This is a genomic window from Rhodococcus sp. NPDC056506, assembly GCF_042794945.1.
In the GTDB taxonomy this organism is placed as follows: domain Bacteria; phylum Actinomycetota; class Actinomycetes; order Mycobacteriales; family Mycobacteriaceae; genus Rhodococcus_F.
Window position 1 is genome coordinate 1 of the sequence record NZ_JBHTSW010000026.1, and the last position, 26284, is coordinate 26284.

The 26284-nt window shown below is 63.8% G+C and carries 20 protein-coding genes; 10 read left to right on the forward strand and 10 right to left on the reverse strand.

All coding sequences use genetic code 11. The features are described 5' to 3' along the window. Positions 1 to 72 precede the first annotated feature (72 nt). From ACFQ6H_RS19715 to ACFQ6H_RS19740, 6 genes are all read right to left on the reverse strand, one after another. Entirely contained in the window at positions 73 to 4248 is a 4176-nt protein-coding gene (locus ACFQ6H_RS19715; protein WP_378648043.1) for a TIGR02680 family protein, read from the reverse strand. Continuing rightward, positions 4245 to 5687 (reverse strand): TIGR02678 family protein, encoded by a 1443-nt coding sequence (locus tag ACFQ6H_RS19720; RefSeq protein WP_378648045.1) that lies wholly within the window; start codon positions 5685 to 5687, stop codon positions 4245 to 4247. The genes ACFQ6H_RS19715 and ACFQ6H_RS19720 overlap by 4 nt, the downstream gene beginning before the upstream one ends. Continuing rightward, on the reverse strand, positions 5684 to 7189 hold the full coding sequence (locus ACFQ6H_RS19725) for a TIGR02677 family protein (protein ID WP_230815680.1): 1506 nt from the start codon (positions 7187 to 7189) through the stop codon (positions 5684 to 5686). Before ACFQ6H_RS19725 ends, ACFQ6H_RS19720 begins: the two co-directional genes overlap by 4 nt. A 33-nt stretch (positions 7190 to 7222) precedes the next feature. Beyond that, on the reverse strand, positions 7223 to 8308 hold the full coding sequence (locus ACFQ6H_RS19730; RefSeq protein ID WP_230815679.1) for a hypothetical protein: 1086 nt from the start codon (positions 8306 to 8308) through the stop codon (positions 7223 to 7225). Positions 8309 to 8455: 147 nt separating this feature from the next. Beyond that, entirely contained in the window at positions 8456 to 9619 is a 1164-nt protein-coding gene (locus tag ACFQ6H_RS19735) for an MFS transporter (RefSeq protein WP_378544045.1), read from the reverse strand. Next, the gene (locus ACFQ6H_RS19740; protein WP_378648132.1) at positions 9616 to 10470 is read right to left on the reverse strand and encodes a PAC2 family protein; all 855 of its coding nucleotides are present in this window, start codon (positions 10468 to 10470) and stop codon (positions 9616 to 9618) included. The genes ACFQ6H_RS19735 and ACFQ6H_RS19740 overlap by 4 nt, the downstream gene beginning before the upstream one ends. A gap of 168 nt (positions 10471 to 10638) precedes the next feature. On the opposite strand from ACFQ6H_RS19740, the gene metH reads away from it, so the two are divergent. The 6 genes from metH (at position 10639) to hisG (ending at position 17962) form a co-directional block, all read left to right on the forward strand. Beyond that, a complete protein-coding gene (metH, locus tag ACFQ6H_RS19745; protein ID WP_378648047.1) occupies positions 10639 to 14208 on the forward strand; it encodes a methionine synthase in 3570 nt (1189 codons plus the stop codon). Continuing rightward, positions 14201 to 14899, forward strand: coding sequence for an HAD family hydrolase (locus ACFQ6H_RS19750; RefSeq protein ID WP_378648049.1), 699 nt, complete (start codon positions 14201 to 14203; stop codon positions 14897 to 14899). Before metH ends, ACFQ6H_RS19750 begins: the two co-directional genes overlap by 8 nt. A 12-nt stretch (positions 14900 to 14911) precedes the next feature. After that, positions 14912 to 15772, forward strand: a complete 861-nt coding sequence (locus tag ACFQ6H_RS19755) for a rhodanese-related sulfurtransferase (protein WP_378446060.1) — start codon at positions 14912 to 14914, stop codon at positions 15770 to 15772. A 57-nt stretch (positions 15773 to 15829) separates the two neighbouring features. Further along, complete coding sequence (locus ACFQ6H_RS19760) at positions 15830 to 16690, forward strand: pseudouridine synthase (RefSeq protein ID WP_378648134.1); 861 nt, start codon at positions 15830 to 15832, stop codon at positions 16688 to 16690. A 59-nt stretch (positions 16691 to 16749) separates the two neighbouring features. After that, positions 16750 to 17013 (forward strand): phosphoribosyl-ATP diphosphatase, encoded by a 264-nt coding sequence (locus ACFQ6H_RS19765; RefSeq protein WP_003944933.1) that lies wholly within the window; start codon positions 16750 to 16752, stop codon positions 17011 to 17013. A gap of 97 nt (positions 17014 to 17110) precedes the next feature. Continuing rightward, complete coding sequence (gene hisG / locus ACFQ6H_RS19770; protein WP_095970083.1) at positions 17111 to 17962, forward strand: ATP phosphoribosyltransferase; 852 nt, start codon at positions 17111 to 17113, stop codon at positions 17960 to 17962. A gap of 46 nt (positions 17963 to 18008) precedes the next feature. Here the strand turns inward: hisG and ACFQ6H_RS19775 are convergent, their stop codons facing one another. Both ACFQ6H_RS19775 and ACFQ6H_RS19780 read right to left on the reverse strand, forming a co-directional pair. Further along, positions 18009 to 18818, reverse strand: coding sequence for a thioesterase family protein (locus ACFQ6H_RS19775; RefSeq protein ID WP_378544051.1), 810 nt, complete (start codon positions 18816 to 18818; stop codon positions 18009 to 18011). Between the two features lies 1 nt (position 18819). Next, on the reverse strand, positions 18820 to 19710 hold the full coding sequence (locus ACFQ6H_RS19780) for a RecB family exonuclease (protein ID WP_378648051.1): 891 nt from the start codon (positions 19708 to 19710) through the stop codon (positions 18820 to 18822). Between the two features lie 87 nt (positions 19711 to 19797). Here ACFQ6H_RS19780 and ACFQ6H_RS19785 point away from each other — a divergent pair, with 87 nt between their 5' ends. Then, positions 19798 to 20772: a tRNA (adenine-N1)-methyltransferase gene (locus ACFQ6H_RS19785; RefSeq protein ID WP_378648053.1), complete on the forward strand. Its 975-nt coding sequence runs from the start codon at positions 19798 to 19800 to the stop codon at positions 20770 to 20772. A 64-nt stretch (positions 20773 to 20836) separates the two neighbouring features. Here the strand turns inward: ACFQ6H_RS19785 and ACFQ6H_RS19790 are convergent, their stop codons facing one another. Next, positions 20837 to 21361, reverse strand: a complete 525-nt coding sequence (locus tag ACFQ6H_RS19790; RefSeq protein WP_378532930.1) for a hypothetical protein — start codon at positions 21359 to 21361, stop codon at positions 20837 to 20839. A 195-nt stretch (positions 21362 to 21556) separates the two neighbouring features. On the opposite strand from ACFQ6H_RS19790, the gene arc reads away from it, so the two are divergent. Next, on the forward strand, positions 21557 to 23332 hold the full coding sequence (gene arc / locus ACFQ6H_RS19795) for a proteasome ATPase (protein WP_003944870.1): 1776 nt from the start codon (positions 21557 to 21559) through the stop codon (positions 23330 to 23332). A gap of 119 nt (positions 23333 to 23451) precedes the next feature. Beyond that, positions 23452 to 24129, forward strand: coding sequence for a TIGR00266 family protein (locus ACFQ6H_RS19800; protein WP_230815672.1), 678 nt, complete (start codon positions 23452 to 23454; stop codon positions 24127 to 24129). Between the two features lie 18 nt (positions 24130 to 24147). On the opposite strand, the gene ACFQ6H_RS19805 is transcribed toward ACFQ6H_RS19800, so the two are convergent. After that, positions 24148 to 24705 (reverse strand): NUDIX domain-containing protein, encoded by a 558-nt coding sequence (locus ACFQ6H_RS19805; protein WP_378648055.1) that lies wholly within the window; start codon positions 24703 to 24705, stop codon positions 24148 to 24150. Positions 24706 to 24763: 58 nt separating this feature from the next. Between ACFQ6H_RS19805 and dop the strand changes: the two genes are divergently transcribed. Then, positions 24764 to 26263, forward strand: a complete 1500-nt coding sequence (gene dop / locus ACFQ6H_RS19810; RefSeq protein WP_378648057.1) for a depupylase/deamidase Dop — start codon at positions 24764 to 24766, stop codon at positions 26261 to 26263. The last annotated feature ends 21 nt before the right edge of the window (positions 26264 to 26284 follow it).

Below are 26284 nucleotides of genomic sequence, written 5' to 3' on the forward strand. Positions count from 1 at the left end.
TTTTCGCTTCGCTTATGTCCGGCGGGGCGCATTTATAACCCGGGGGGGTTTAAAAACGGCGCACAGCAGTTTCTAGGCGTAGTCCAACGCACCCTCGGCTGGTGTCGGCACCCGGCGCCGCAGCGGCGAGCCCAGCGCCCGCGCCAGATCCGTTCCGTCGTGCTCGGCGAGCAACTCACCGTTCGACCACACCAGCAGCGCGGCGCTGACCGCCTGCTCGGCAGTGGAGTGCGCGAGGTCGTAGTGCGCACAGCCGGGCACGTCCGCGTACGTGATCCACAGGTCGTAGCCGGTCATGAAGAGATCCAGATCGAACTGAACGCTCAAGCCGAGAAGCTCGCTGCGACCGTTGTCGTCGACGCCGGCGAAAGCCTCGTCCAGCGCCAGTAGCCGTGGGGCGTGCGGGTCGGCCGAGTCCAACATGACGTGCGCCGCAGCGAAGAGCGGAAGGTGCAGCGAGACGGACTGCTCGCCACCGGACAGTGCGCTGTGCCGCGCGACGGTAAGGCGGTCTTCCTTGCCCTCACCGCTGATGAGGGTGAACGAGAACACACGCCACTGCCGGTAGTCGAGCGCCGAGGACAGGATCTCCGGGTACGAGCGTTCGGGGTGCGCGGCGCGGGCGGTGCGGATCTGGGTCGCGAAATGTGCTCGCAGAGTAGCGAGTTCATCGACGCCGAGGGCCGACGCATCTCGATCCAGCAGTTTGGAGATCGCCCGCGAGCTGTCGTCGAGGTTGTCGGCCAGCACCCAGTGAACGCCGATGGTGTTGCCCGAGGACATGCGACGCTCACGCATCTCGGTGCCCATCTGTGCGATCAACTCTCGTGCGTCGACGGTGCGCTCGTGGATCTGCTGAGCCAAACCGGTCAGCAGGGCATCTTCGAGAATGCGACGCTCGGATTCGGTGAGCAACTGCTCCTGATCGCCGCGAGCGTCGTGGATCCGCGTTGCGAATTCACCGATCGACGAATAGCCCTGATCGTCCTGCACTCGTACGACGGTCAGTCCGTCCGGTGCATCCCATTGCAGGCGGTAGTCCTGTCCGGCGGCGGCGAGTTGCGCGTCGAAGTCCTGCAGCGCCGAGGTCAGTGCCGTGCGGGTTGCCTTGCGGGCGCCGTCGGTGACGCGGACCGCCGAGGTCGCAGCCTCGAGCGCTCGGTACAACTTGTCGACGTCTTCGGGGAGGACAGGCGGGTGGGCGGCGTCCTCGCTGCGATCTTCGTTCTGGATGCGGTAGACCAACTGATCGGGACTCATCCACGCCGCCGAACTGGCCGGCCAGCTCAGGTGCTCCTTGACGCCCAACAATTCCAGCAGGTCGGGACGAGCGTAGGGCGCGAGTCGCTCTGCATCACTGCGGGTTTCGGTCAGGGTGTGACGCAACGTCTCGACAGCGGTGTTGTATGCACCCTCTGCCGTGCCGATCTGGAGGACTGCAGCGTCGTATGCCTTTCGCGCAGCACGCTGCTCGACCTTGCATTCTTCGATCTTCGCGCGCGCTTTCGCCAGGTCGAGATCGATCTGCTCGGCGCTGGCACCGAGAGTGTCGCGGAGCGTCTCGAGACGCTGCACCTGCTGGAGCAGACTCTCCTCGGCGATGGCGGCTTCTTCGGCGAATTCCTCGGCATTGGCCCGTGATTCGTCGAGGCGGTCACGGGACTCGCGCTCGAGTTCGACTTCCTTGGCGTGCTCGCGCCGGCAGCGCAGCGCCAGTTCGCCCTGCTTCTCGAAGTGCCGGATCGCCGCGGCGAGCGAGTCCAGTTCACGGCCGACGTGCGGCGTCCGGTGCTGCGACGCCGTCGCCCGGAGTTGCTTTTCCTTCGCTGCGAGATCGGCGATCGCCGCGTCGAGTTCGCGTTGCGCTGTTTCGGTGGCCTCCGAGCGAGTGCGGAGAGCACCGGCGGATTCGGTGACGGTCTTGAGTGCGCGCAGGATCGAACCGGTCTTCGGCAATTCCTTTGCCGCAGAGTTGATCCGGCTCAGCTGCTCGTTGGTCTGCGCCACCAGTGCCTTGGCTGCATCGACTGCCGCCGCAAGCTCTTCCAGGGCAGCGTCGATCTCGGTGATCCGAGCTTCGCGTCGACGCGCCCGTGCTGTCGTACCGATGTACTCGGCGTCGGCCTTGACGTGCCGGCCACGTGCGACGCCCTGCCAGAAGCGGCCGTCGACGCCGATGGCGACGCTTGCATCGGAGTCGCCCGGTGCCTCGACGAGACTGATCGACGCGAGAATGTCCTGTACCCGAGCGTCGGGTACGTCGGCATTGCCTTCGACCTCGAGGACGTCGGCCAGCGTTCGTCCCTTCGGGCGCTGCTTGACAGGAAGAGCGGTCAGGAATTGCTCGCTGACGTGATCGGGAATCTTCTCGTCCGGGCAGACCCAGCCGTCCAGCAGATTTGCCGCCTGGAGTGCGGATTCGATTCCCGTGGCCACGTCTGGTTCGACGGAATCGGCGAAGCGCACCAGCTGCCACAGCGGTGCACCACCCAGTTCACTGCGGTTGTCGGTGCGTGCGTGGAAGGCAGGCGGAGCGTCGTCGTGTTCCGCCGAGACGGCCTTGCGCTCGGATTTGAGAGCCGCGATGGAGGCGTGTGATGCCGAGATTTCCGCTTCTGCTTCGCGACGACGCTCGCGCAGCGTCTCGGTTCCGGCCTCGGTGTGCTCGGCGAGAACTGCGGACAGCGCCGGCGCGTCCTCGTCGCCGACCTCGGCGAGCGCTGCGTCGAGAGCCTCGAACAGCGACGTGTCGGCGCCGACAGCCGAGAACAGAGAGGAGTGATCGGTCCACCACGCGCGGAGCCCACTCGCGCACTGACTGCGTGCGAGTTCCACGGCAGCTTCGCCCTCGAGCACAGCCGCCTTGGACGCTTCGAGCAGCTCTTGTCCACGGCGAGAGCTGTTTTCGGCCCGGGTTCGTTCGGTCGCCGCCTTCTCGACGGTCGCCAGTGCGGTGCGGACGACGCGTACGTCACCGTCACGTTCCTCGGCATGGCCACGGACGGCTGCCGTGATCTGGTCACTGCGTGAGCCGTCGGGCAGGGGAGTCCAGACGATGCCGGCGTCCTCGGCTGCTGCCTGCAGTTCGTCCTCGGCGCGCGAGAGTGCTTCGGCCGCACGCTTGACCGACGATGCGGCCTTGTCGGCTTCGTCGCCGCGTTGTGCGAGTGCGGCCTGCGCTTTCCGTGACTTGTCTGCCTGCTGCTCGGTCGAGAGCTTCAGCGTCGCGACGGCCTGGGCGAGATCGTCGAGTTGCTGCTTGCCTTCGTATGCGCTCGAGCGTTGCAGTGCTTCGACATTGGCGCGCGCGTTCTCGAGTGCCTGCTCGGCCTGGTTGAATCGTTCCTCGGCAGCTGCCCGCGCCTCACGGCTGCGGGTCTGGGCGAGCGACGACTCGTCCATGGCGGCAACACCTCTGGTGACCGCTGCGAGGCGGGTACTGACCTGTTCGATCTCTCCGCGGGACTGTTGACGCAGGTACTTGGTGTAGACCCCGATGAAACTCTGCGCCGCCTGATCGGCTGCCGCCAGCCCCTCGAGCGCCCGGCCGACCTCCTCCATGTCGCTGAACGAACGCGCAGCTTCGAGGACCAGCTGGTCGTCGAGCGGACGGAGACCGTCGGTGAGTGCCTGCGAAAGGCCCTTCGGGTCAAGGTTCTTCGCGAGCTGGGGGCGGCGAAGCGTGAGAATGAGGTTGATCAGCTGGTCGTAGCGCTGCACACCGAGACCGAACATCCGCGCGTCGATGGCAGTGCGGTAGTCGAGGGGACGGTCGGTGATGGAATCGCTGCCGAGTTGTTCGGCCAGCTGCTTCTTGGTCAGGGGACGATCGTCGTTACCGATCAGCGAGAAGTCGACCCCGACGCGGCCGTCGGCGACGAAGTACCAGCGAGTGACCTTGTCATTGGTGCGTGTTGCACGCATGCCGATTCCCACGGTCACCGACTCGGGATCTTCGAGTGAGCCGCGGCAGAACTCCATCCACACGTAGGAGTGCGCGCTGTCCTGACCGCGGTAGAGCAGGTTGGACTTCATGGTGCGCTCTTCACCGGCGAACGGGTTGAGGCGCCGCGGTTCGATGCGGCCGTCGAAGACGAACGGGAACAGGACCTCGAGGGCCTTGGTCTTGCCGGATCCGTTGGGTCCTCGCAGAACCAGTCGACCGTCGGCGAACGAGAACTCTTGGTCTCGGTAATCCCAGAGGTTGATGATTCCAGCCCGAGTAGGTCGGAAGCGGGCGTTGCTCATACGTTCTCTACCTCTGATAGTTCGCCGTTGGGGGAAGGTTCGGGGCCGAATTCGTCGACCGGATCCGGTGCGGAGTTGTCCACCGCGAAGTCGATCTGAGGGTCGCGTTCGCGCACGGAGACCACGACGTCGCGGTACCGGGCCAACACGGGCAAGACCAGAACTCCGTCGTCGACCACGTGCGTCAGTCGTAGACGCTGCAACAACCCGAGCGCCTGCTTGCGCAGTCCGTTGTGATCGGCCTGCCACTGTGCCGCGAAGGTTCGCCCGAACTGGTCCACCAACTCGGTGACCTTGTCAGCGAGCCAGTCGTCGTCGATTTTCGGATACGTGACGGGTTCCGGTGGCTCGGCCGGTTCGCCGGCGGGCAGCACGAAGTCGTCGTCCTCGTCGGCGAGGTCCTCGAAGATTCCAGCCTCGGGGATGGCGGCATCGAGTTGTTCGATCAGGTGATCGTCCGACACGTGCGGGATCGGAAGTTTCGGCAGTTCTGGAGCGTCGACGTCGAGTACGCGGTCGGCAATCTCGCCGGCCAGGAGAAGTGCCACCTGAGCGATCGTCCCGGTGCTCGGGAAGCGGACGTCGGAGAGTCGACCGGTGGGATCGATCATCGCGATTCCCTCGGCGCGGCGCTCGGCCACCAACCCCGTCAGGAGTTCGACTTCCGACGCGGTCTTGGGCTGCGCCAACGCGATCAACTCGTGCTGATCGAGTTCGCCGGCCAGTACGACCGGGCGCTCGACGAGTGCCCGACGCACTCGGCGTCCGATCTCTTTCGCGTCCACGGGAATTCCGTCGTCCTCGGAGGCGCTCGAGGTCTCCGCCGCCAGCAGCCCTCGGATGGAGTGAAGGTGCTGCAGGGCGCGCGGCGGACGGAACAGGGCCACGACGACGGACCGATCAATGTCGTAGAGCGCTTCTCCCGCTTCGGGATTGGACGCCCAGCCGTTTGCGTCACCGTCGGCGAGGGCGATGGCGCCCCGGACGCCGAGCCAGCCGACGGCGTCGACGAAGGCGTCGCGGTCCGACGCACGATCGGTGGACAGTTCGACGCCGTCGACCTGCGCGGCGTCGGCCGCGACGTGATCGGCCAACTCCGACAACGTGATCTGGTTTCCGGCGCGGCCCAGAGCGGCCAGGCACAACGCCAGATAGGCGTAGCGCGTGCGATCGAAAGTTCGCTCGGAGGCAGTTCTGGCCGGTGCCGACGGGTTGAGCCGATCCGACACCGTGAACAGGCGCGCCGTGGTCTCCGTCACCTCGAGGCGGTATCCGAACAGCTCCAGTAAGTCGTCGCGCAACTCGGTGGCCCAACGGCGCAAGAGCGGCAACGCAATTCGATCCGGGTACGTCGAGGTGATCAGGTGATTGGACAGAATCACGCGCGCCGCTCGTTGGTACGAATCGAGGGCAAGGGGCGTGATCTCGCGAGCTCTCATCGAACACTGACCTCGATACCGTCGAGATGCATACGTCCGCGGGCGGTCTTGATGGTGGTCGAACCGTCCGAGGGACTGAGCGTGAGCTTCACCCCGTTCTCGCTACCGGTGGAACTCTTGACGCGTCCCACCACCGGAACGCGCGCGGTCAGTGCTGCATTGAGCAGACTCAGCAAAACTTCGGTCTCCTGCTCGTTGAGTTCGCGTTGATAAACACCGTTCGACGCGAGAGATTGCGCGGCGGCGCTGCGGGTACGTTGCGCCGCCAACTGCTCTTCGCGCAGTCGGCGGATGCTGCCGTCGTTGCGGGCAACTTTGCTCGGCAGCCCGGGTGAGGGGGGCCGGCCGGTTTCGGCGAGTGTCCGCGCGATCTCCACCGGCGGTGCCTCCCACCACGAACGCGAGTGCGAAATGATGTCGGCGTCCGGATGCACCATCGACAGGTGGCGGGGTCGGCCGAGATCGAAGACAGCTTGAAACAGAGCGTGAGCTGCGTCTTCGGACGGGGTGGCGGCAAACCAACCGGCGAGGTGCCTGAGTTGGCTCTCACGGCTGACGCCGCCGCGACGGGTCTCCGTGACGCGGCGAAGGAGCGCCAGAACCGCGGCGATCGCACTCATCGTGCCTTCACGCAGGCGTTCGGACTCGCTGATCCCCGATTCCGCGGAGACGAACCAGGCGGTCAATCCTCGCCAACGCGCAGCCCAGTCGTCTTCGCGTTCGGCGATCGGGACGAACACCCGCTCGTCACTGGCGGCGGCGAGGCGGATCATGCGATCGACACCGGTGGATTCGACGTGCTCGATCGCTTCCTTGAGCTTCGGGGCGTAGCGCGCCAGATCGGAGCTGAACTCGCGCATGTGGGTGAGCAGAGCGTCCTTGTGCGTGAGGAAAGCCTGCGGAGTGATCTCCGTGGTCCGCACCAAGTCGCCGAGGGTCAGATAGAAGTGCGCGGCTCGATCGGCCATGTCGGAGAGCGTCGAGTCGAGGCGCTTGAGCTTGCGGAAGATCAGATCGCCGTCGGAGCTTCGGTTGGCTTCCGCGAGTTCGGACATGTCTGCGAGCAGGTCCGCCAGAGCGAGACGAGAGAGCGACGCCGAGTCCAGGCGTGCGGCAAGAACGTCCTCGACTGATCGATAGACCTGGTATCCGGCCTGACCGAACTGGTAGACGAAGTGGCGATTCCGGTACTCGGCCAGCGTCGCTGCACGGGTGCCGTCGTAGCTGCGTTCGAGGATCTCCCACACGTGGAGCTGATCCAACAGGGGAGTGACCTCTGCTGCCGACAGGTCGGCGGCCGGATCCGAGCCGCCGATCTTCTCGAGGATGTGCGCGACGGTTCCGGCATGCAGCAGCACGGTGTAGTTGGCCCGAGCATGGTCGAAGGCACGAAGCACCCAGAGGTACTCGGCCCGTTTTTCCGCGATCGTGAACGAAAACAGCTTCAGTCGATTGGTGTCGGCGTACGCGGCGTAATCGGGCGCACTCGTTTCTTCCACCATGACAGGGTAGGCGAGAGACGCCCCCTCTTTTTCCTACGGGCGATCCGTAGCAGGGGATGCGGCGCGTCGCCACTGTGATTCGTTCTCGATCATCCACGTGAGCAGGTGCTCGGCTGCCGCTTCGTCGGAGTCCGGGCCGACCAGAAGATCAGCGAACGCCTGGCTCGGCGCGACGATGCGGATGCCGTCGCGAGTGAGTAATCGATCGAATGCGGACGGTGAGAGGGGAGCGGTGATCCACACGTCACCGCCGGATTCCACACGTCGAAGGCCGAGAGCGTCGGCGAACTGGTCGACGTTGTCGGCATGGAAGTGCGCGCGTTGGGTGGGGGCGTACCGAGCAAAGGGCGCCGCGGCCACCGAGGCGGTACCGGCATAGATGTGACCGCTGAGCTGACGCAGTTGGTCGAAGAGTGCTTCCAACCCGTCCGGCGCGTGAAAGCCGTGAGGCGTTGGTGCTTTGGCCCCGGCCTCAGCCGCCCATTCACGAAGCATCTTCGGCCAGCGGACGTCGCCAATTCCGCCGCGGGGGAGACGCGTCACCAGTTCGCGATCCGAAAGTGTCTGAACCACCCGATAGGTTGCTCCCGTCGACGCACCGGCCAGGCGCACCAAGGCAGTGATCGCCAGTGGCGCCGCGAAATCGGCAAGCGCACGCACGACGCGAGCTGACGGATCGCCCGTCAGCTGTCCGGAAGGACGTCCGGGCCCCCGCCACGGATCGGCATCTGCTCCGCGTCCGCGAACCCAGACGGCGGGTCGATCTGCGGTCAACGACACGTTGCCCGTGGCATCTGCGTACGAGATCGCGTGAGAATCGAGCTGCCGGCGGACCGGCTCGGACAGATATTTTGCGCACACGAAGCCCGATTGACCGGTGGGGAAGCGGTCGGCAATACCGGGAACGTCGCTGCTCAGGACACCGTGAGCGGCGTACACGCCGAATTTGGCTACGGCGCCGTCAGGGGAGCGGAGGTCGAGGCGGAGCGGCGCCTCGGACAGGTCGGGGGAGCGCTGAGTCGACAAAGACCAGGTAGGAGGCAAATTTTCTTCGATGACGGCAACCGATCGCCGAAAAATGTCGATCGGCCGTTCCGGTTCCGACTCAGATTCGCTCATGTTCCAATGGTATCAATATCTGTCGCTGACGGAAACACAAGATTTTCCGAATATAGCTCAACCGGTCGGTCTCAAGACAACGGCGGTCCCTTTCCTCAAACACCTCGGCGTTCGCACCACAAAATGTCCGAAACCAGCCCAGACCGATCAGCGTTGCTTCGGCATCACCAGGGGAGCGACGACGGCGAGCAGTATCGCGGGGATCAGGAAGCTCGCGGCAGGCGAAGAGTCGTAGATCGGTGTCAGGGCCAGGGGAGCAAGGGCAGCGCCGCCGAAGCGCATCGCTTGCACGACCGACACGGCGCCGCCGCGGTTGGGCCCCTCGGAGCCGAGTACCGCAGCGTTGACGCCTACCAGGACGAACTGGCTCGCGACGCCTGCGACAAACCATGCGATCGCGATCACCGGCACCAAGCCGGCGAGGCCGACGACGGACACCAGAACTGCACCGCCCAGGGCGCCGATCATCACGGAGGACCGTGCGCCGATGCGATCGATGAGGATTCCGATGCGTCGGGCCGAGAGGATGCCGGCCACACCGAAAACGGTGAGCAGTAGGCCGCGGACGGTGGGGGACAGTCCGAACTCGTCTTCGAAGCGGAAGGCAAGCAGGAAGCTCAGCCCACCGAGGGCGCCCCAGCCGAGCAGTGCAGCGATGCCGATCCGGAGCACTTCGGGGCGCAGTGCATCGCGTAAGCGTGCGGGAGTAGTTGCCGTCGGCGCTTCGGACTTCGGGAGCCCGACGGCTCCCAGGATGCCTGCGACCACAGCAATGACGAGAAAGGCCAGACGCCAGTCGAATTCGGCCGCGAGGCCGCCGATCAACGGAGCTGACGACTGCCCAGCAGCCTGGAAAGCGCCGAAGGCTCCGAGCGCTCGGCCCAGTCGAGCCTGCGGTGTTGCGGCCGCCAACGAAGCAAGAAGTAGCGGTGTGGTGAATGCGTTCGCCGAGCCCTGCAGTACCCGGGCGGCCAGGAAGATCTCGAGAGTCGGGGCGAGGAAGCACGCCAACGACGCGAAGACGTAGACCCCGTATGCGATCCGCACGGTCCGGACTTTGCCCCACCGTGTCCCGAGTGTCCCGGACACCAACATCAGTGCGGCGAAGGGGAGCAGGTACGCGGTGAGCGAGGAGGCGGCCGCCGACGGCCCGACCCCGAGATCGTCACCGATCTCGGGGAGGATCGAAGCAACCACACCGCCGCCGAACGGGCCGAGGAACCCGCCGGCGTACAGCGCGATCAGTTGAAGTCGGAGACGCACGGGGCGCTGTGTACTTCCGCCTTCTTCCTCTGGAGTGTTCTTGCTCACAGTCCGAAGCTGCCGGGGCCTCGCCGTCTGAGGTAGCGCTCGAATTCCGCAGCGATGGCGTCGCCGTCGATCTTGGAGATGGCTTCGCTGATGTCGGTTTCAGCGTCGCCCCGTTCTTCCAGGGTGCGCACGTATTCGCCGATTTCCTCATCGTCCGCGGTCATTTCGTTGACCGCTTCCTCCCAGTCCTCCGACTGAGCTGGGAGCTCCCCGAGGGGGACCTCGATGTCGAGAACATCCTCGACGCGTTGAAGGAGGGCCACTGTGGCCTTCGGGTTGGGTGGCTGCGACACGTAGTGCGGAACCGCTGCCCAGAACGAAATAGCGGGTACACCAGCACGAACGCACTCGTCCTGAAGGACTCCGGTAATGCCTGTCGGTCCTTCGTAGCGGGTCTGTTCCAGATTGAACCGGGCGGCGGATTCACTGCTGTACGCGGTGCCGGTGACCGGGACCGGGCGTGTGTGCGGAGTGTCTGCAAGCAGTGCACCGAGGATGACCACGGTCTTGACGTTCAGTTGGTCGATCAATTCGAGCAGATCCTCGCAGAAGCTGCGCCACCGCATGTTGGGTTCGATCCCGCGCAGCAGGACGATGTCGCTCTCGCTGCCAGGAGGCGAACAGACCGACAAACGTGTTGCCGGCCAGACGATTTCGCGGGTGACTCCGTCGACCTGACGGACCGTGGGACGGTTGACCTGATAGTCGTAGTAGTCCTCGGAATCGAGTTCGGCGAGCGGCTGGGCATCCCAGATCAGCTTGAGATGTTCGACCGCACCACTGGCCGCGTCACCGGCGTCGTTCCAGCCCTCGAAAGCTGCAACGAGGATGGGATCACGTAGGACAGGGATGTCGCCCTCGAGGCGGTCGCTGCTGTCGACGGCAAAGCCGTCAGGACTCTCGAAGGCCGCGGAATCGTCGAAATCGACCGGGCCGTCGGGAGTGACGGGGAACTCACTTGGACTCACCCACCCAGCCTACGGCCAGAGCTTGTCGGTGCGCCCACTACTCTGGACGGCATGTCTGCCCCATTTAACTCTGCCCTGCTTGATGCGCTGAAACAGCGCGTTGTCATCGGCGACGGAGCGATGGGCACCATGTTGCAGGCCGCGGACCTCACCCTGGACGACTTCCTCGGCCTCGAGGGGTGCAATGAGATCCTCAACGACACCCGTCCCGACGTGCTCAAAGACATCCACCGTGCGTACTTCGCCGCTGGTGCCGATGCCGTCGAGACCAACACCTTCGGTTGCAACCTGCCCAACCTCGCCGACTACGACATCTCTCACCGGATCCGCGAACTCGCGGAAAAAGGCACTGCTCTCGCCCGTGAAGTAGCGGACGAGATGGGACCAGGCCGCGACGGCATGTCCCGATTCGTACTCGGCTCGATGGGACCGGGAACCAAGCTCCCCAGCCTCGGACACGCACCGTACGCCGTCCTTCGTGACGCGTACACCGAAGCTGCGCTCGGCATGATCGAAGGTGGCGCCGACGCCATCCTCGTCGAAACCTGCCAGGACCTGCTTCAGGTGAAAGCTGCAATCCTCGGCAGCCAGCGTGCGATGGAGCAACTCGGACTGCGGTTGCCGATCATCACGCACGTGACGGTCGAGACAACCGGAACGATGCTCCTGGGCAGCGAGATCGGTGCGGCGCTGACGGCACTCGAGCCACTCGGTATCGACATGATCGGCCTGAACTGTGCCACCGGGCCGGCCGAGATGAGTGAACATCTCCGTCATCTCTCCAAGTACTCGACGCTGCCGGTGTCGGTCATGCCCAATGCCGGCCTGCCGCAACTCGGCCCCAAGGGTGCCGAGTACCCGCTGACCGCCGACGAATTGGCCGAAGCCCTCAGTGGTTTCGTCTCCGAGTTCGGACTCGGTCTCGTCGGTGGCTGCTGCGGTACGACACCGGAGCACATCAGCGCGGTGGCCGAGGCGGTCCGCCAGGTCGAGAAGGCCCAGCGCACTCCGATCCACGAGCCGAGCACCTCTTCGCTGTACTCCGCGGTGCCGTTCGAGCAGGACGCCAGCATCCTGATGATCGGCGAACGCACGAACTCCAACGGCTCCAAGGCTTTCCGCGAGGCAATGCTCTCCGCGGACTACCAGAAGTGCCTGGACATCGCCAAGGACCAGACCCGCGACGGCGCACACATGCTCGACCTCAACGTCGACTACGTGGGCCGCGACGGTGCCGCCGACATGTCTGAGCTGGCAAGCCGTTTGGCGACGTCCTCGACGCTCCCGATCATGCTCGACTCCACCGAGCCTGCCGTGCTGCAGGCCGGTCTCGAGCACCTCGGTGGCCGCTGCGCCGTCAACTCCGTCAACTATGAAGACGGCGCCGGCCCGGAATCGCGTTTCCACAAGATCATGACGCTGGTCAAGGAACACGGCGCGGCCGTTGTCGCCCTGACCATCGACGAAGAAGGCCAGGCTCGCACCGCCGAGACCAAGGTTGCCATCGCCAAGCGTCTGATCGAGGACATCACGGGAAACTGGGGACTCGCCGAGTCCGACATCATCGTCGACGCCTTGACCTTCCCCATCTCGACCGGTCAGGAAGAGGTACGACGCGACGGCATCGAGACGATCGAAGCCATCCGTCAGCTCAAGGCCGCCTACCCGGAACTGCACTTCACCCTGGGTATCTCCAACATTTCGTTCGGTTTGAACCCGGCCGCACGTCAGGTCCTCAACTCGGTGTTCCTGCACGAGTGCACCGAGGCCGGTCTGGACACGGCGATTGTTCACGCGTCCAAGATTCTGCCGATGGCCCGTATTCCGGACGAGCAGCGTGAAACTGCACTCGACCTGGTCTACGACCGTCGTCGCGAGGGTTACGACCCACTGCAGAAGCTGATGGCTCTCTTCGAGGGCGTTTCGGCTGCGTCGGCGCGTGAGTCCCGTGCACAGGAACTCGCGGGACTTCCGCTGTTCGATCGCCTCGAGCGTCGCATCGTCGACGGTGAGCGCAACGGCCTCGACGACGACCTCACCGAGGCGATGACGATCAAGCCGCCGCTGGCCATCATCAACGAGACTCTGCTGTCCGGCATGAAGACCGTCGGTGAGCTGTTCGGCTCCGGTCAGATGCAGCTGCCGTTCGTGTTGCAGTCGGCCGAGGTCATGAAGGCTGCGGTTGCTTTCCTCGAACCGCACATGGAAGCCACCGACGAGGACGGCAAGGGCCGTATCGTGATCGCGACCGTCAAGGGCGACGTTCACGACATCGGCAAGAACCTGGTCGACATCATCTTGAGCAACAACGGCTACGAGGTAGTCAACATCGGCATCAAACAGCCGATCGCGACCATCCTCGACGTCGCGTTGGACAAAAAGGCCGACGTCATCGGCATGTCCGGACTGCTCGTGAAGTCCACTGTCGTGATGAAGGAAAATCTGCAGGAACTCAACGCACGCGGTGTCGCCGAGAAGTTCCCGGTTCTGCTCGGCGGTGCGGCGCTGACGCGCTCGTACGTCGAGAACGATCTGCAGGAGGTGTACGAGGGCGACGTCAGCTACGCCCGCGACGCTTTCGAGGGTCTGAACTTGATGGACCAGATCATGACGACCAAGCGTGGTGGCGGCCCAGCGCCGGACAGCCCGGAGGCCATCGCAGCGCGTGAGAAGGCTGCCGAGCGTAAAGCCCGTCACGAGCGTTCCAAGCGAATCGCCGAAAAGCGTAAGGCTGCAGCGGTTCCCGTCATCCTGCCGGAGCGTTCCGACGTTGCCACCGACATTGCGGTGCCGACACCTCCGTTCTGGGGTTCGCGCATCGTCAAGGGAATCTCGCTGTCCGAGTACTCGGGCCTGCTCGACGAGCGCGCTCTCTTCCTCGGCCAGTGGGGTCTTCGCGGTCAGCGCAAGGGCGACGGTCCGACGTACGAGGAACTGGTCGAGTCGGAAGGCCGTCCGCGGCTTCGATACTGGCTCGATCGCCTGACGTCCGAGGGAATCCTCGCGCACGCCGCTGTTGTGTACGGGTACTTCCCGGCGATCTCGGAGGGCGACGACGTCATCGTGCTCACCGAGCCGAAACCGGATGCACCCGAACGGTTCCGGTTCACTTACCCGCGTCAGCACCGCGACCGCTTCCTGTGCATCGCGGACTTCGTCCGCTCGCGCAAGGACGCCGAGGCCACCGGCCAGGTCGACGTGCTTCCGTTCCAGCTGGTGACGATGGGTCAGCCGATCGCGGACTTCGCCAACGAGTTGTTCGCGTCGAATTCGTACCGCGATTACCTCGAAGTACACGGAATCGGCGTCCAGCTCACGGAATCTCTGGCCGAGTACTGGCATCGACGCGTCCGTGAAGAGCTTGTGCTTCCCGAGGGCCACACCGTCGCGGAGCAGGATCCGACCGAGGTTGCCGGGTACTTCGATCTCGAGTACCGCGGCGCTCGTTACTCGTTCGGATACGGCGCGTGCCCGGACCTCGAGGATCGTGCCAAGTTGGTGGCTTTGCTCGAACCCGAGCGGATCGGCGTCGAACTGTCCGAGGAACTGCAGCTGCATCCCGAGCAGTCCACTGACGCTTTTGTCCTGCACCACCCGGAAGCAAAGTATTTCAATGTCTGAGTTGTTGACCGAAGTATCCGAAACGATTCTCGGTGGTGTCCTGTGGGACATGGACGGCACCCTGCTCGATTCGGAGAAGCTGTGGGACATCGCGCTACGTGAGCTGTCCCTGCGCCTGGGCGGACCGATGACGGAAGCGACTCGCATCGCCGTCATCGGTGCGTCGAGCCCCTTCGCCCTGGCGACGGTGTTCGACGCGCTCGGCCTGGAGAAGCATCCCGATGCCATCGCCGAGGCGAAGGACTGGATGTACACCCGCGTCGGCGATCTGTTCGAGGACGGCGTGACCTGGCGACCGGGCGCTCGCGATGCTCTGTCGACCGTGCGTGACGGTGGTCTGCGTTCTGCACTGGTCACCAACACCGAGCGAGTTCTGGTCGATCGGGCACTCGGCATGCTCGGCCGTGAGTTCTTCGACCACTCGGTGTGCGGCGACGAGGTCCCCAACGGAAAACCGGCGGCGGATCCGTACCTGCGCGGCGCGCATCTGCTCGGACTCGAGCCGGCGCAGTGCCTCGCGATCGAGGACTCACCGACCGGTACGGCGTCGGCTAGCGCCGCGGGTTGCGCGGTGCTCGTCGTTCCGTGTGAGGTCGACGTCCCGGCCGGTCCTGGCCGCGTGTTCCGAGAGTCCCTGGTGGACTTGTCCATTCACGATCTTCACGACGTTCACTCGAGCGCGGCACGTTAGGCTGGATTTGCTGTGGCTATTCCGAAAATTGTTCTCTTCTACCAGTTCACGCCCTTGGCGGACCCGGAAGCGATCAAGCTGTGGCAGCACAGCCTCGCGGAGTCGAACAACTTGACGGGTCGGATCATCGTCTCGCCTCACGGGATCAATGCGACGGTCGGTGGAGACATCGAGGATGTCAAGCGATACGTCCGAGGTACGCGTGGCTACGAGCCGTTCCGCACCGCTGACATCAAGTGGTCGGACGGACTCGGTGACGATTTCCCTCGCCTGAGCGTCAAGGCTCGCTCGGAGATCGTGACGTTCGGTGCCCCCGACGAGCTGAAAGTCGACGAGAACGGTGTAGTCGGCGGCGGAGTTCACCTGGCGCCCAAAGAACTACACGAACTCGTCGACAGTCGCGGTGACGAGGTCGTGTTCTTCGACGGGCGCAATGCGTTCGAAGCCGAGATCGGCCGTTTCCGAGATGCAGTGGTTCCGGACGTGGCCACCACTCGCGATTTCGTCGACGAACTCGACAGCGGCAAGTACGACCATCTCAAGGGCAAAGCCGTGGTCACCTACTGCACCGGGGGAGTGCGCTGCGAGGTGTTGTCTTCACTGATGCGCTCACGTGGCTTCGACGAGGTCTACCAGTTGGACGGCGGAATCGTCCGTTACGGCGAAACTTTCGGCGACCGCGGTCTCTGGGACGGTTCCCTGTACGTGTTCGACAAGCGGATGAACATCGAGTTCTCATCCGAAGCCAAGACGCTCGGCGTCTGTGTCGATTGCGGTACTCCGACGCCGCGGTTCCGCAATCGGATCGACGGTGACGGCCGCACCCTCGAATTGCTCTGCGAAAGCTGTTCACCAGACCTCGAGCAGGACTGAGCAGTGCCCAAGGCCCCGTTGCCGATCCGAAACGGTCTCGGGCCGGATCGGCTGCGGATGCCGGCCGAGTCGTCCGCGCGTACCGTTCTCGAGCACCTGATCGCCGACAATCCGGGGGAGCGGGATCTGTGGGCGGACCTCGTGAACGCCGGGGATGTCGTCGACGAGCACGGGCGGAAGATCACCGGCGAAACGCCTTATCAGCCGACCCGTTTCGTGTACTTCTACCGCGAACCAGCTCCCGAGATTCCGGTCCCGCACGAGATCGAGATCCTGTACCGCGACGACTTGATTCTCGTGATCGACAAACCACACTTCCTGGCGACCATTCCGCGGGGAGCACACATTGTCGAAAGCGCGGTCGTGCGACTGCGTCGCGACCTGGATCTTCCGGATCTTGCGCCAGTTCACCGCCTCGACCGGATGACGGCGGGGGTCATCGTGTTCACCATGACACCGGACCTACGACGGCCGTACCAGGAACTTTTTGCCGAGCAGCGGATCGTCAAGGAATACGAGGCGATTGCAGGCTTCGATCCGGAACTGACTTTTCCGCGCACAGTGCGCAGTCGCATCAACAAGGTTCACGGCGAGATGACGGCCACCGAGATCGCGGGTGAGCCGAACAGTGAGACCTCGATCGAACTGATCGAGGTGATCACCGACTCTGTCGGCCGGACACTTGGGCGATACAAGTTGCTCCCACGGACCGGCCGGACCCATCAGCTTCGCCTGCATCTGAACTCTCTCGGTATCCCGATCGTCGGCGACAATTACTACCCCCAGTACCTCCCCGCGGTGCCCGGCGACTTCTCCACGCCGTTGCGATTGTTGGCGCGGGCGCTGGAGTATCCAGATCCGATCACCGGGCAGACCCGCAGGTTCGTCAGTTCGCGCAGCCTCGACGCAGGGCTGTGAACACCGTTGTTCGTGGGCGTGTGAAAACCGCTTCCGTCCTCGTGAAAGAATGTCTACCCGTGAAGACCTTCGAATCCTTGTTCGCCGAATTGACCGAGCGTGCTGCTACTCGCCCCGAGGGGTCCGGCACTGTCGCCGCCCTCGACGCCGGTGTACATGCGCAGGGCAAAAAGGTCATCGAGGAAGCCGGTGAAGTGTGGATCGCTGCGGAATACCAGAGCGATGAGCAGCTAGCTGAGGAAATTTCCCAGCTGCTGTACTGGACGCAGGTGTTGATGGTCGGTCGCGGACTGACCCTCGAGGACGTGTACCGACATCTGTGATCGGAGCTGACCAGCGAGATGTTCGCCATCTCGCTCGTCCAGGGCTTCCGATTCACGTCGTCTCACGTCAACCACACCTTCCGAAAGGACATCCACCATGCTGCGCGTAGCAGTTCCCAACAAAGGCTCACTGTCCGAGTCCGCCGCCGAGATTCTCAGCGAGGCCGGCTACCGTCGACGCACCGATTCCCGTGATCTGACCGTCCTCGATCCTGCCAATCAGGTCGAGTTCTTCTTCTTGCGCCCCAAGGACATTGCGATCTATGTCGGCTCCGGTGAACTGGATCTCGGCATCACCGGTCGCGACCTCGCCGGCGACTCGGGAGCTCCCGTGTCCGAGCGTCTGTCGCTGGGCTTCGGCCGTTCGTCGTTCCGCTACGCAGCACCGGCCGGCAAGGATTGGACGGTCGAGGATCTGTCCGGCCTTCGTATTGCGACGTCGTACCCGAACCTCGTCCGCAAGGACCTCACAGATCGCGGACTCGACGCCACCGTCATCCGTCTCGACGGCGCCGTGGAGATCTCGATTCAGCTCGGTGTCGCCGACGCGATCGCCGACGTGGTCGGATCGGGTCGCACTCTCCGTCAACACAACCTTGTGGCTTTCGGCGAATCGCTCTGCGATTCCGAGGGTGTCCTGATCGAGCGCACCGGCGCTCCGCAGGACGATCCCGCCCGCAACCAGCTCATCGAACGCGTACGGGGAATCGTCTTCGCTCAGCAGAACCTGATGATCGACTACGACTGCCCGCGCACCATTCTCGACGACGCCATCAAGATGACACCCGGTATGGAGTCGCCAACGCTCTCGCCGTTGGCCGATCCCGACTGGGTCGCGGTTCGCGCGATGGTCCCGATCAAGGGACACAACCAGGTGATGGACGCCTTGGCCGAACTCGGTGCCAAGGCCATCCTCGCGTCGAACATCCGCTCGGTACGCGCTTTCTGATCACTGCCTGAATAGATCTACGCGCATTCGCGCCCGTTCCTGGAAGTCAGGAACGGGCGCGAATCTGCAAAGTCTGGGCGATACGGCCGACGGCACCCTGCTCGTCGTAGAGCACACCCGCACACATGCCGACGCCGTCCGGACCGGTTGTGGTTTCGGCGGCGACACCGACCCAGTCACCCTCGGGCACGCGGAAGATGTGCACCGTGAGATCGGTGTTGAGAAACGTCCAGTGCTCCGGGTCGAGCTTGGCGCCGACGCCGTTGGAGATGTCGGCCACCGCGAACAAGCGCTCGAGGGCAGACATCTTCTCGCCCTCGACCAGTTCGGGCTTGGGGCGTGCCCACACCTTTCCGGTGCCCACGCACCCGATCGGAGCAATCCAGGACCAATCGAGGGTCTTGAGGTAGCCGACGCTCCAGAGACCCTCGAGAACGCCCGGGGTTCCACTGTCGCGGGGTTCGAGCGGGGGATCGACAACGTGGACGACGTCACCGGTATCCACTGTCTCCATCCGCCATGCCGTCCCTCGTGCAACAGCGCGTGCAGATCCGTCGGCGGTGGTCGCCCACAGTTCGGCGACGATCAATTCGATACGGCGACCGGGTCGTTCGATCCAGGACCGGACTTCGAGGTCGGCGATCGGAATCGGTCCGAGAATCTCGACGACGACACGCGTCAGACGGGTCTCGTCGCGCGCACCGCACCGCTCGAGGGCTCGTACCAACAGTGCCGACGGGGGAGCGCCGTGCTGCAGCGTCGGGCCCCAGATGCTGACAGTTGCCTGGGTGCTCGCGAACCGCTCGTGCCCTTCCTCCGTCGTTCCGAGGTAGCGGTAATACGAACTGTCCGTCATGTTATGAATTCTCCTTTGCGGCAACAGGTTCGGTGCTCAGCAGGTCCGGCCAACCTGGATACGGCGGAGGTGTTCCGCCGAACGAGGGGCACAGTGACTTGTGATCGCACCAGTCGCACAGTTTGCCAGGCTTGGGTCTGAAGTCTCCGGTCGCACCTGCTGCGAGGATCGCTTTCCAGATGGCGGAGAGGGTTCGCTCGAATCTGATCAGCTCGTCGTGGTCCGGGGCGTACGTGAGAATCGAGCCGGAGGCCAGATAGATCAGGCGCAGTTGTGCGGGAACGATTCCGCGAGTGCGCAGCAGTACGAGCGCGTAGAACTTCATCTGGAAGAGCGCCTTGGATTCGGTGAACTCGCGAGGCGCCTTTCCGGTCTTGTAGTCGACCACCCGCACCTCACCCGTCGGTGCAACGTCTATCCGGTCGACGAAGCCGCGGAGTCGAACGCCGTTCTCCAATTCGGTCTCGACGTAGACCTCACACGCCTCGGCATCGAATCGAGTGGGATCTTCGAGCGTGTAGTACGTCGCGACGAGCTTGCCGACTTCGTCGAGGAACGAATCCAGCTCGCCCTCCGGAACAAGATCAGCGGCCTCGGGAGTCTCGGCACTGACACGTTCCCACGCGGGACGGACGAGTTCGGCTGCGCGATCGGGAACCCGGTGACCGGTCGGGAGTGCAAACAGTGCTTCCAGTGCCGCGTGTACGACGGTGCCTCTGACCTGGGCTCTGGTTGGCGTTTCCGGAATTCTGTCGACTGCTCGGAAGCGATAGAGCAGGGGGCATTGTTTGTAGTCACCCGCCCGAGACGGAGAGAGCGCCGGCCGACTACGCGGGCGCTCGTGTGATGTTGCACCCGTTGGAGTGGGGGTTGGCAATTCGACAGAGCTCACACCTGGCAGGCTATGCGGTTGGTCCGACAACTCCGTCGGAGCCGGTGGCGAGGACACCGGAAACAAGCGAACAGGGATCATCTGCGCATGGCGAACGAGCTGCAACCAGAAGAAGGCACGACCGAAGTGGATGAGGTTGTGCAGTCCGCTGTCGCCGAGATTCCCGAACAAGACCTTCCAGAAGCTGATCTCACTGCGCCGGGCAAGCGGCCGTCAGGTCCGTTCCGCGTAGGCGACCGAGTCCAGCTGACCGACGGCAAGGGACGCCACTACACGATCGTCCTCGAGGCGAACCGTGAGTACCACACCCACAAGGGCGGAATCGTTCACAACGACCTGATCGGTGCCGACGAGGGCAGCGTCGTCAAGTCGGTCAACGGCACGCCTTACCTCGCTCTACGTCCACTACTGGTGGACTACGTGCTCTCCATGCCGCGCGGTGCCCAGGTCATCTACCCGAAGGACGCGGCTCAGATCGTCCACGAGGGCGACGTGTTCCCCGGAGCACGCGTGCTCGAAGCAGGAGCCGGCTCCGGCGCACTGACGTGTTCCCTGCTGCGTGCTGTCGGCCCCGAGGGCAAGGTCATCTCTTACGAGGTCCGCGACGATCACGCCGAACACGCGGTCCGCAACGTCGAGACCTTCTTCGGGGAGCGTCCCCCGAACTGGGAACTGACCATCGCCGATCTCGCGGAGTTCGATCCGGAAGCGCACGGCGGCAAGGTCGATCGCGTCGTACTCGACATGCTGGCTCCGTGGGACGTCCTGCCCGCCGTCTCGAAGGCGCTCGTGCCTGGCGGCGTTCTGATCGTCTACGTCGCGACCGTTACTCAGCTCTCGAAGGTCGTCGAGGCGATGCGCGAGCAGGAATGCTGGACCGAGCCGCGCTCGTGGGAATCGATCGTGCGCGGTTGGCACGTCGTCGGTTTGGCGGTGCGCCCCGAACATCGGATGCAAGGCCACACCGCGTTCCTCGTGAGCGCTCGTCGTCTCGCCGAAGGAACTGTCACCCCGAAGCCCCAACGGCGTGCGGGCAAGGGCTCGAACACCGCGGCCAAGTAGTCACACGAAACCAACAAGAGCGGCGATCCGGTATCCGGATCGCCGCTCTTGTTGTAGCTGGAAGTTATGCGGTGCAGGAAGCGCGGCCCATTTCCAGGAGCACGCAAGCCGAGGTGTCGGACAGCTTCCAGGACCCGTCTTCGAGCTCCCAGGTCCACGGGGTGGCCGGGGCGGCGCCGTGCGGGCTGACGACGGCGACGTCTGCAGTTGCGGTCTGACCGTCGACCTTGACGTTGTCCACGTTGAACGTGATCGCGTAGGCCGGGTTACCGCCCAGCGCAGCACTCATCGTCTCGATGTTGGCCTGACGCTTGGTTCCGTCGACCACCAGAGCGGTCTTCTCCTCGATCGGCTTGGCCGGATCGATCAGAGCGACGAGCGAGGCGTTGAGCTCCTCGGCCGTCGGAGCCGCTGCGGCAGCGGCAGCTGACGTCGTGGCGGAAGCCGAGGCCTTGGCCGTGGAACTCGAGGCGGCGGCGGAAGTCGAGCTGGCAGCCGTCGAATCCTTGTTGTCGTCCGAGCTGCATGCACCCATGGTCAGGACGGCAGCGACGGCACAAGCGCTGATGAGAGTCTTGCGGATGATCACAGCGTTACCTTTCGTTGTAAAGAGAGACAGGCGCTGTCTCCATCTTGTAGGCAAGGCTAACATGACCAAACTCTGGCTCGAGACCAGTCGGCACGGTCCCCGTGCGGGTGTGAATTCGCACTCGCGCACCGTGTCTGGCGACAGTTGGGGCCTTATGCCGGTAGCGTTGATGGATCGCACTGGGAGGAGACGCACATGAGCTCGACAGAGAACCCGGATTCGGTTGCGGCAGCAGAAGAACTCCACGCGCTACGAGTGGAAGCACAGGTTCTGCGCCGACAACTCGCACAATCGCCGGAGCAGGTGCGTGAGCTGGAGTCGAAGGTGGACTCGCTGTCCATCCGAAACAGCAAGCTGATGGACACCCTCAAAGAGGCCCGTCAGCAGCTCATCGCACTTCGTGAAGAAGTCGACAGACTCGGTCAGCCGCCGAGCGGTTACGGAGTCCTTCTCTCGGTACACGAGGACAAGACCGTCGATGTGTTCACGTCCGGTCGCAAGATGCGATTGACGTGCTCACCGAACATCGACACGGACACCCTTGCCCTCGGACAGACGGTTCGCCTCAACGAGGCCCTCACCATCGTCGAGGCGGGCACCTACGAGCAGGTCGGCGAGATCAGCACGCTCCGTGAGGTACTCGACGACGGACTGCGCGCGCTGGTGGTAGGACATGCCGACGAAGAGCGCATCGTCTGGCTCGCAGCACCGTTGGCGGCCGTCTTCGCCGATCCCGAAGCCGACATCATCGCGTACGACGCTGACTCCCCGACCAGAAAACTGCGTCCCGGCGACTCGTTGCTCGTCGACACCAAGGCCGGATACGCCTTCGAGCGCATCCCGAAGGCCGAGGTCGAGGATCTGGTTCTCGAGGAAGTTCCGGACGTTCACTACGACGACATCGGTGGTCTCGGACGTCAGATCGAGCAGATCCGTGACGCCGTCGAGCTTCCGTTCCTGCACAAGGACCTGTTTCACGAGTACTCACTGCGACCGCCGAAGGGAGTACTGCTCTACGGTCCTCCCGGTTGCGGTAAGACACTCATCGCCAAGGCAGTCGCCAACTCGTTGGCCAAGAAGATCGCCGAAGCCCGTGGTCAGGACAGCAAGGACGCCAAGTCCTACTTCCTGAACATCAAAGGCCCGGAACTTCTGAACAAGTTCGTCGGCGAAACCGAGCGTCACATTCGGATGATCTTCCAGCGTGCTCGAGAGAAGGCGTCCGAGGGCACTCCGGTGATCGTCTTCTTCGACGAGATGGACTCGATCTTCCGTACCCGTGGTTCGGGAGTCTCCTCCGACGTGGAGACTACGGTCGTTCCACAGCTGCTCAGCGAGATCGACGGCGTGGAAGGGCTCGAGAACGTCATCGTCATCGGTGCGTCCAACCGTGAGGACATGATCGACCCGGCCATCCTGCGTCCGGGCCGACTGGACGTGAAGATCAAGATCGAGCGTCCCGACGCGGAATCTGCTCAGGACATCTTCTCGAAGTACTTGGTGGACGGTCTGCCGATCAATGCGGACGACCTCGCCGAGTTCGGTGGAGATCGCACTGCATGCTTGAAGGCGATGATCGTTCGCGTCGTCGATCGCATGTACGCGGAGAGCGAAGAGAATCGTTTCCTCGAGGTCACGTACGCCAACGGTGACAAGGAAGTTCTGTTCTTCAAGGACTTCAACTCGGGTGCGATGATCCAGAACATCGTCGACCGCGCCAAGAAGTACGCGATCAAGTCGGTGCTCGACACCGGTGCTCCGGGCTTGCGTGTGCAGCACCTCTTCGATTCCATCGTCGACGAGTTCGCCGAGAACGAGGATCTGCCCAACACCACCAATCCTGATGACTGGGCACGTATTTCGGGCAAGAAGGGGGAGCGGATCGTCTACATCCGTACTCTCGTCACGGGCAAGAACGCCAGTGCAAGCCGCGCGATCGACACGGAGTCGAACACGGGCCAGTACCTGTAGCGAAAACCAACACCGATCGGGCCGGCCACTCCTCGAGAGTCGTCGGCCCGATCGGTGCGCCGCTGCTGTTCCCTCCGCTGCGATTGGACCGGTCGGTCGCGCTGGTTTAGAGTCCCGCCGTGCAGATACATCTTCGACACAATCCGTCGTCCACCGTCGCTCGCTGCTACCTCGCGCCCGGCGAACCGCTGCGCGTGGAGAGCGGGGCGATGCTCGCGCATTCTGCCGGCGTGGTTCTCGAAGCGAAGGCGCAGGGCGGCGTCCTGCAAGGCCTCAAGCGGTCGATGCTCAGTGGAGAATCGTTTTTCGTCACGACGTATACCGCTCCGCCGCAGGGTGGTTGGGTCGATGTGACGGGTGTTCTTCCCGGTGATCTGATCCCGCTGACCATCACGTCCGATCGTCCGTTCTTCCTCAACCGTGGAACCTGGTTGGCCAACTCCTACGGCGTCACGGTCGAGTCCAAATGGGGAGGGATGTCCAACCTCTTCGGCGGTGAGGGCGGATTCGGCCTGCGGGCAAGTGGCGACGGTGAGGTAGTACTGGCCGTGTACGGCGCGATCGACGTCATCGACTTGCAGCCGGGCGAGACGATCACGATCGACACCGGTCACGTGGTCGCCTACGACCTCGGGATGAACTTCAACATGCGGCGCGCCGTTCAGGGACGCACTATTCAATCGATGAAGTCCGGCGAAGGATTTGTCTTCGACTTCACCGGCCCCGGACGCGTTCTCGCACAGACCCGCAACCCCAGCGCGTTTGCGGCGTGGCTCTCGGCGATCACCCCGGGCTGATCACCGTCCCAGTGCTGTTCAACTCCAGCAATAGTCGGCCAGCAGAGCGCGTGAGTCCGGAACGAACGGCCACGACGGGTCTTGCAGGTGGGCGCCGAGTTCATTCGGCGTCCACCACCAACCTTCGGCGATCTCGCTGGGCTGATGAGCCATCGGACCGTCGTACCTGAGTTCGAACGCAAACAGGTGACAGCGCAACGGAGAATTGTTCCACTCGCCGTCCCAGGATTTTCGAGCGATCTCCGTTAGTTGGAGTGGCTGATCTGCCGTTCCGAAGATTCCGAGCTCTTCACCGACTTCACGGATCGCAGTTTCCTGCGGCGTCTCACCTGGATCCACGACACCTCCGGCAAGACAGTCGTGATAGCCCCCGAACACTGCCTTCGTGTCGGTTCGGCGATGGACGTAGATGCGCGAACCGTCCCCGGTGCGAACGAGGACTCCTGCGCTCGCGTGCCAGAGCCCGCCCGAGTAGACGACGGAACGTGACGCTCGGCCGATCGGATTACCCGTCCGGTCGTACACGGCGACTACCTCGTCCGCGGGATTGAGGTCTGCGGTGAGAGGTTGGTGCATTCCTCCAACTGTGCCACGCCTGTAGGCGCCGCGCCTCAATCACATAGGCTCTTGTGTCATGCAGCGGATCATCGGTGTCGAGGTCGAATACGGAATATCTTCACCCAGTGAGCCGTCGGCGAATCCGATTCTCACTTCAACCCAGGCGGTGCTTGCCTACGCCGCCGCAGCGGGCGTGCCACGAGCCAAGCGCACACGCTGGGACTACGAGGTCGAATCTCCGCTCCGTGACGCCCGAGGCTTCGATCTGGGGCGAATGAGCGGCCCCGCACCGGTGATCGACGCGGACGAGATCGGCGCCGCGAACATGATTCTCACCAACGGGGCACGGTTGTACGTCGACCACGCCCATCCGGAATATTCGGCCCCCGAAGTCGCCGACCCGCTCGACGCCGTGATCTGGGACAAAGCCGGCGAACGCGTGATGGAAGCTGCTGCGCGGCACGCATCCAGCGTGCCCGGTGCACCACGGCTGCAGCTGTACAAGAACAACGTCGACGGCAAGGGGGCGTCGTACGGCACGCACGAGAACTACCTGTGCTCGCGCGACACCCCGTTCGCCTCGATCGTGACCGGCTTGACGCCGTTCTTCGCGTCCCGGCAGGTGATCTGTGGTTCCGGTCGTGTGGGTCTCGGTCAGTCCGGCGACGAGGCCGGATTCCAGCTTTCGCAGCGATCCGACTACATCGAGGTCGAAGTAGGCCTCGAGACCACGCTCAAGCGCGGAATCATCAACACCCGCGACGAACCGCATGCGGATGCGGACAAGTACCGCCGGCTGCACGTCATCATCGGCGACGCGAACCTCGCGGAGATGTCGACGTACCTCAAGGTGGGAACAACGGCGCTGGTACTCGACCTGATCGAGGCTGGTGTCGACCTCACCGATCTGCAACTGGCCCGTCCGGTCACCGCTGTCCACCACATCAGCCACGACCCGACTCTGCGCAAGACCGTGGCGCTGGCAGACGGACGTGAACTGACAGGACTTGCGCTGCAACGTATTTACCTCGAACGTGTCTCGAAGTTCCTGGACCGTGCGACCGATCGTGATCCGCGAGCGGACGACATCGTCGCCAAGTGGGCGATGGTTCTCGACCTACTCGAGCGCGATCCCATGGAGTGCGCGAACATCCTGGACTGGCCGGCCAAACTGCGTCTGCTCGAAGGTTTCCGCAATCGTGAGGGACTCGCGTGGTCGGCGCCGCGGTTGCATCTGGTGGATCTGCAGTACTCCGACGTGCGGCTCGACAAGGGGCTGTACAACCGCCTGGTTGCTCGTGGCTCCATGGAGCGGCTTGTCACCGAACAACAGGTTCTCGACGCGGTCATGAACCCTCCCACCGACACTCGCGCATACTTTCGCGGCGAGTGCCTACGTCGATTCGGTGCCGACATCGCGGCCGCGAGCTGGGATTCGGTCATCTTCGATCTCGGGGGCGAGTCGTTGATCCGAATCCCCACCCTCGAGCCGCTTCGCGGCACCAAAGCGCACGTCGGAGCGTTGCTCGACTCCGTCGACAGCGCCGCGGAATTGGTTGATCAGCTCACTCACTGAAATCAGCCGATGCGGCTCGCC

Coding starts and splice junctions, on each gene's coding strand:
- ACFQ6H_RS19715 (WP_378648043.1), bottom strand. CDS start 4,248: ATGAGCAACGCCCGCTTCCGACCTACTCGGGCTGGAATCATCAACCTC.
- ACFQ6H_RS19720 (WP_378648045.1), bottom strand. CDS start 5,687: ATGAGAGCTCGCGAGATCACGCCCCTTGCCCTCGATTCGTACCAACGA.
- ACFQ6H_RS19725 (WP_230815680.1), bottom strand. CDS start 7,189: ATGGTGGAAGAAACGAGTGCGCCCGATTACGCCGCGTACGCCGACACC.
- ACFQ6H_RS19730 (WP_230815679.1), bottom strand. CDS start 8,308: ATGAGCGAATCTGAGTCGGAACCGGAACGGCCGATCGACATTTTTCGG.
- metH (WP_378648047.1), top strand. CDS start 10,639: ATGTCTGCCCCATTTAACTCTGCCCTGCTTGATGCGCTGAAACAGCGC.
- ACFQ6H_RS19750 (WP_378648049.1), top strand. CDS start 14,201: ATGTCTGAGTTGTTGACCGAAGTATCCGAAACGATTCTCGGTGGTGTC.
- ACFQ6H_RS19760 (WP_378648134.1), top strand. CDS start 15,830: ATGCCGGCCGAGTCGTCCGCGCGTACCGTTCTCGAGCACCTGATCGCC.
- hisG (WP_095970083.1), top strand. CDS start 17,111: ATGCTGCGCGTAGCAGTTCCCAACAAAGGCTCACTGTCCGAGTCCGCC.
- ACFQ6H_RS19775 (WP_378544051.1), bottom strand. CDS start 18,818: ATGACGGACAGTTCGTATTACCGCTACCTCGGAACGACGGAGGAAGGG.
- ACFQ6H_RS19785 (WP_378648053.1), top strand. CDS start 19,798: ATGGCGAACGAGCTGCAACCAGAAGAAGGCACGACCGAAGTGGATGAG.
- arc (WP_003944870.1), top strand. CDS start 21,557: ATGAGCTCGACAGAGAACCCGGATTCGGTTGCGGCAGCAGAAGAACTC.
- ACFQ6H_RS19805 (WP_378648055.1), bottom strand. CDS start 24,705: ATGCACCAACCTCTCACCGCAGACCTCAATCCCGCGGACGAGGTAGTC.
- dop (WP_378648057.1), top strand. CDS start 24,764: ATGCAGCGGATCATCGGTGTCGAGGTCGAATACGGAATATCTTCACCC.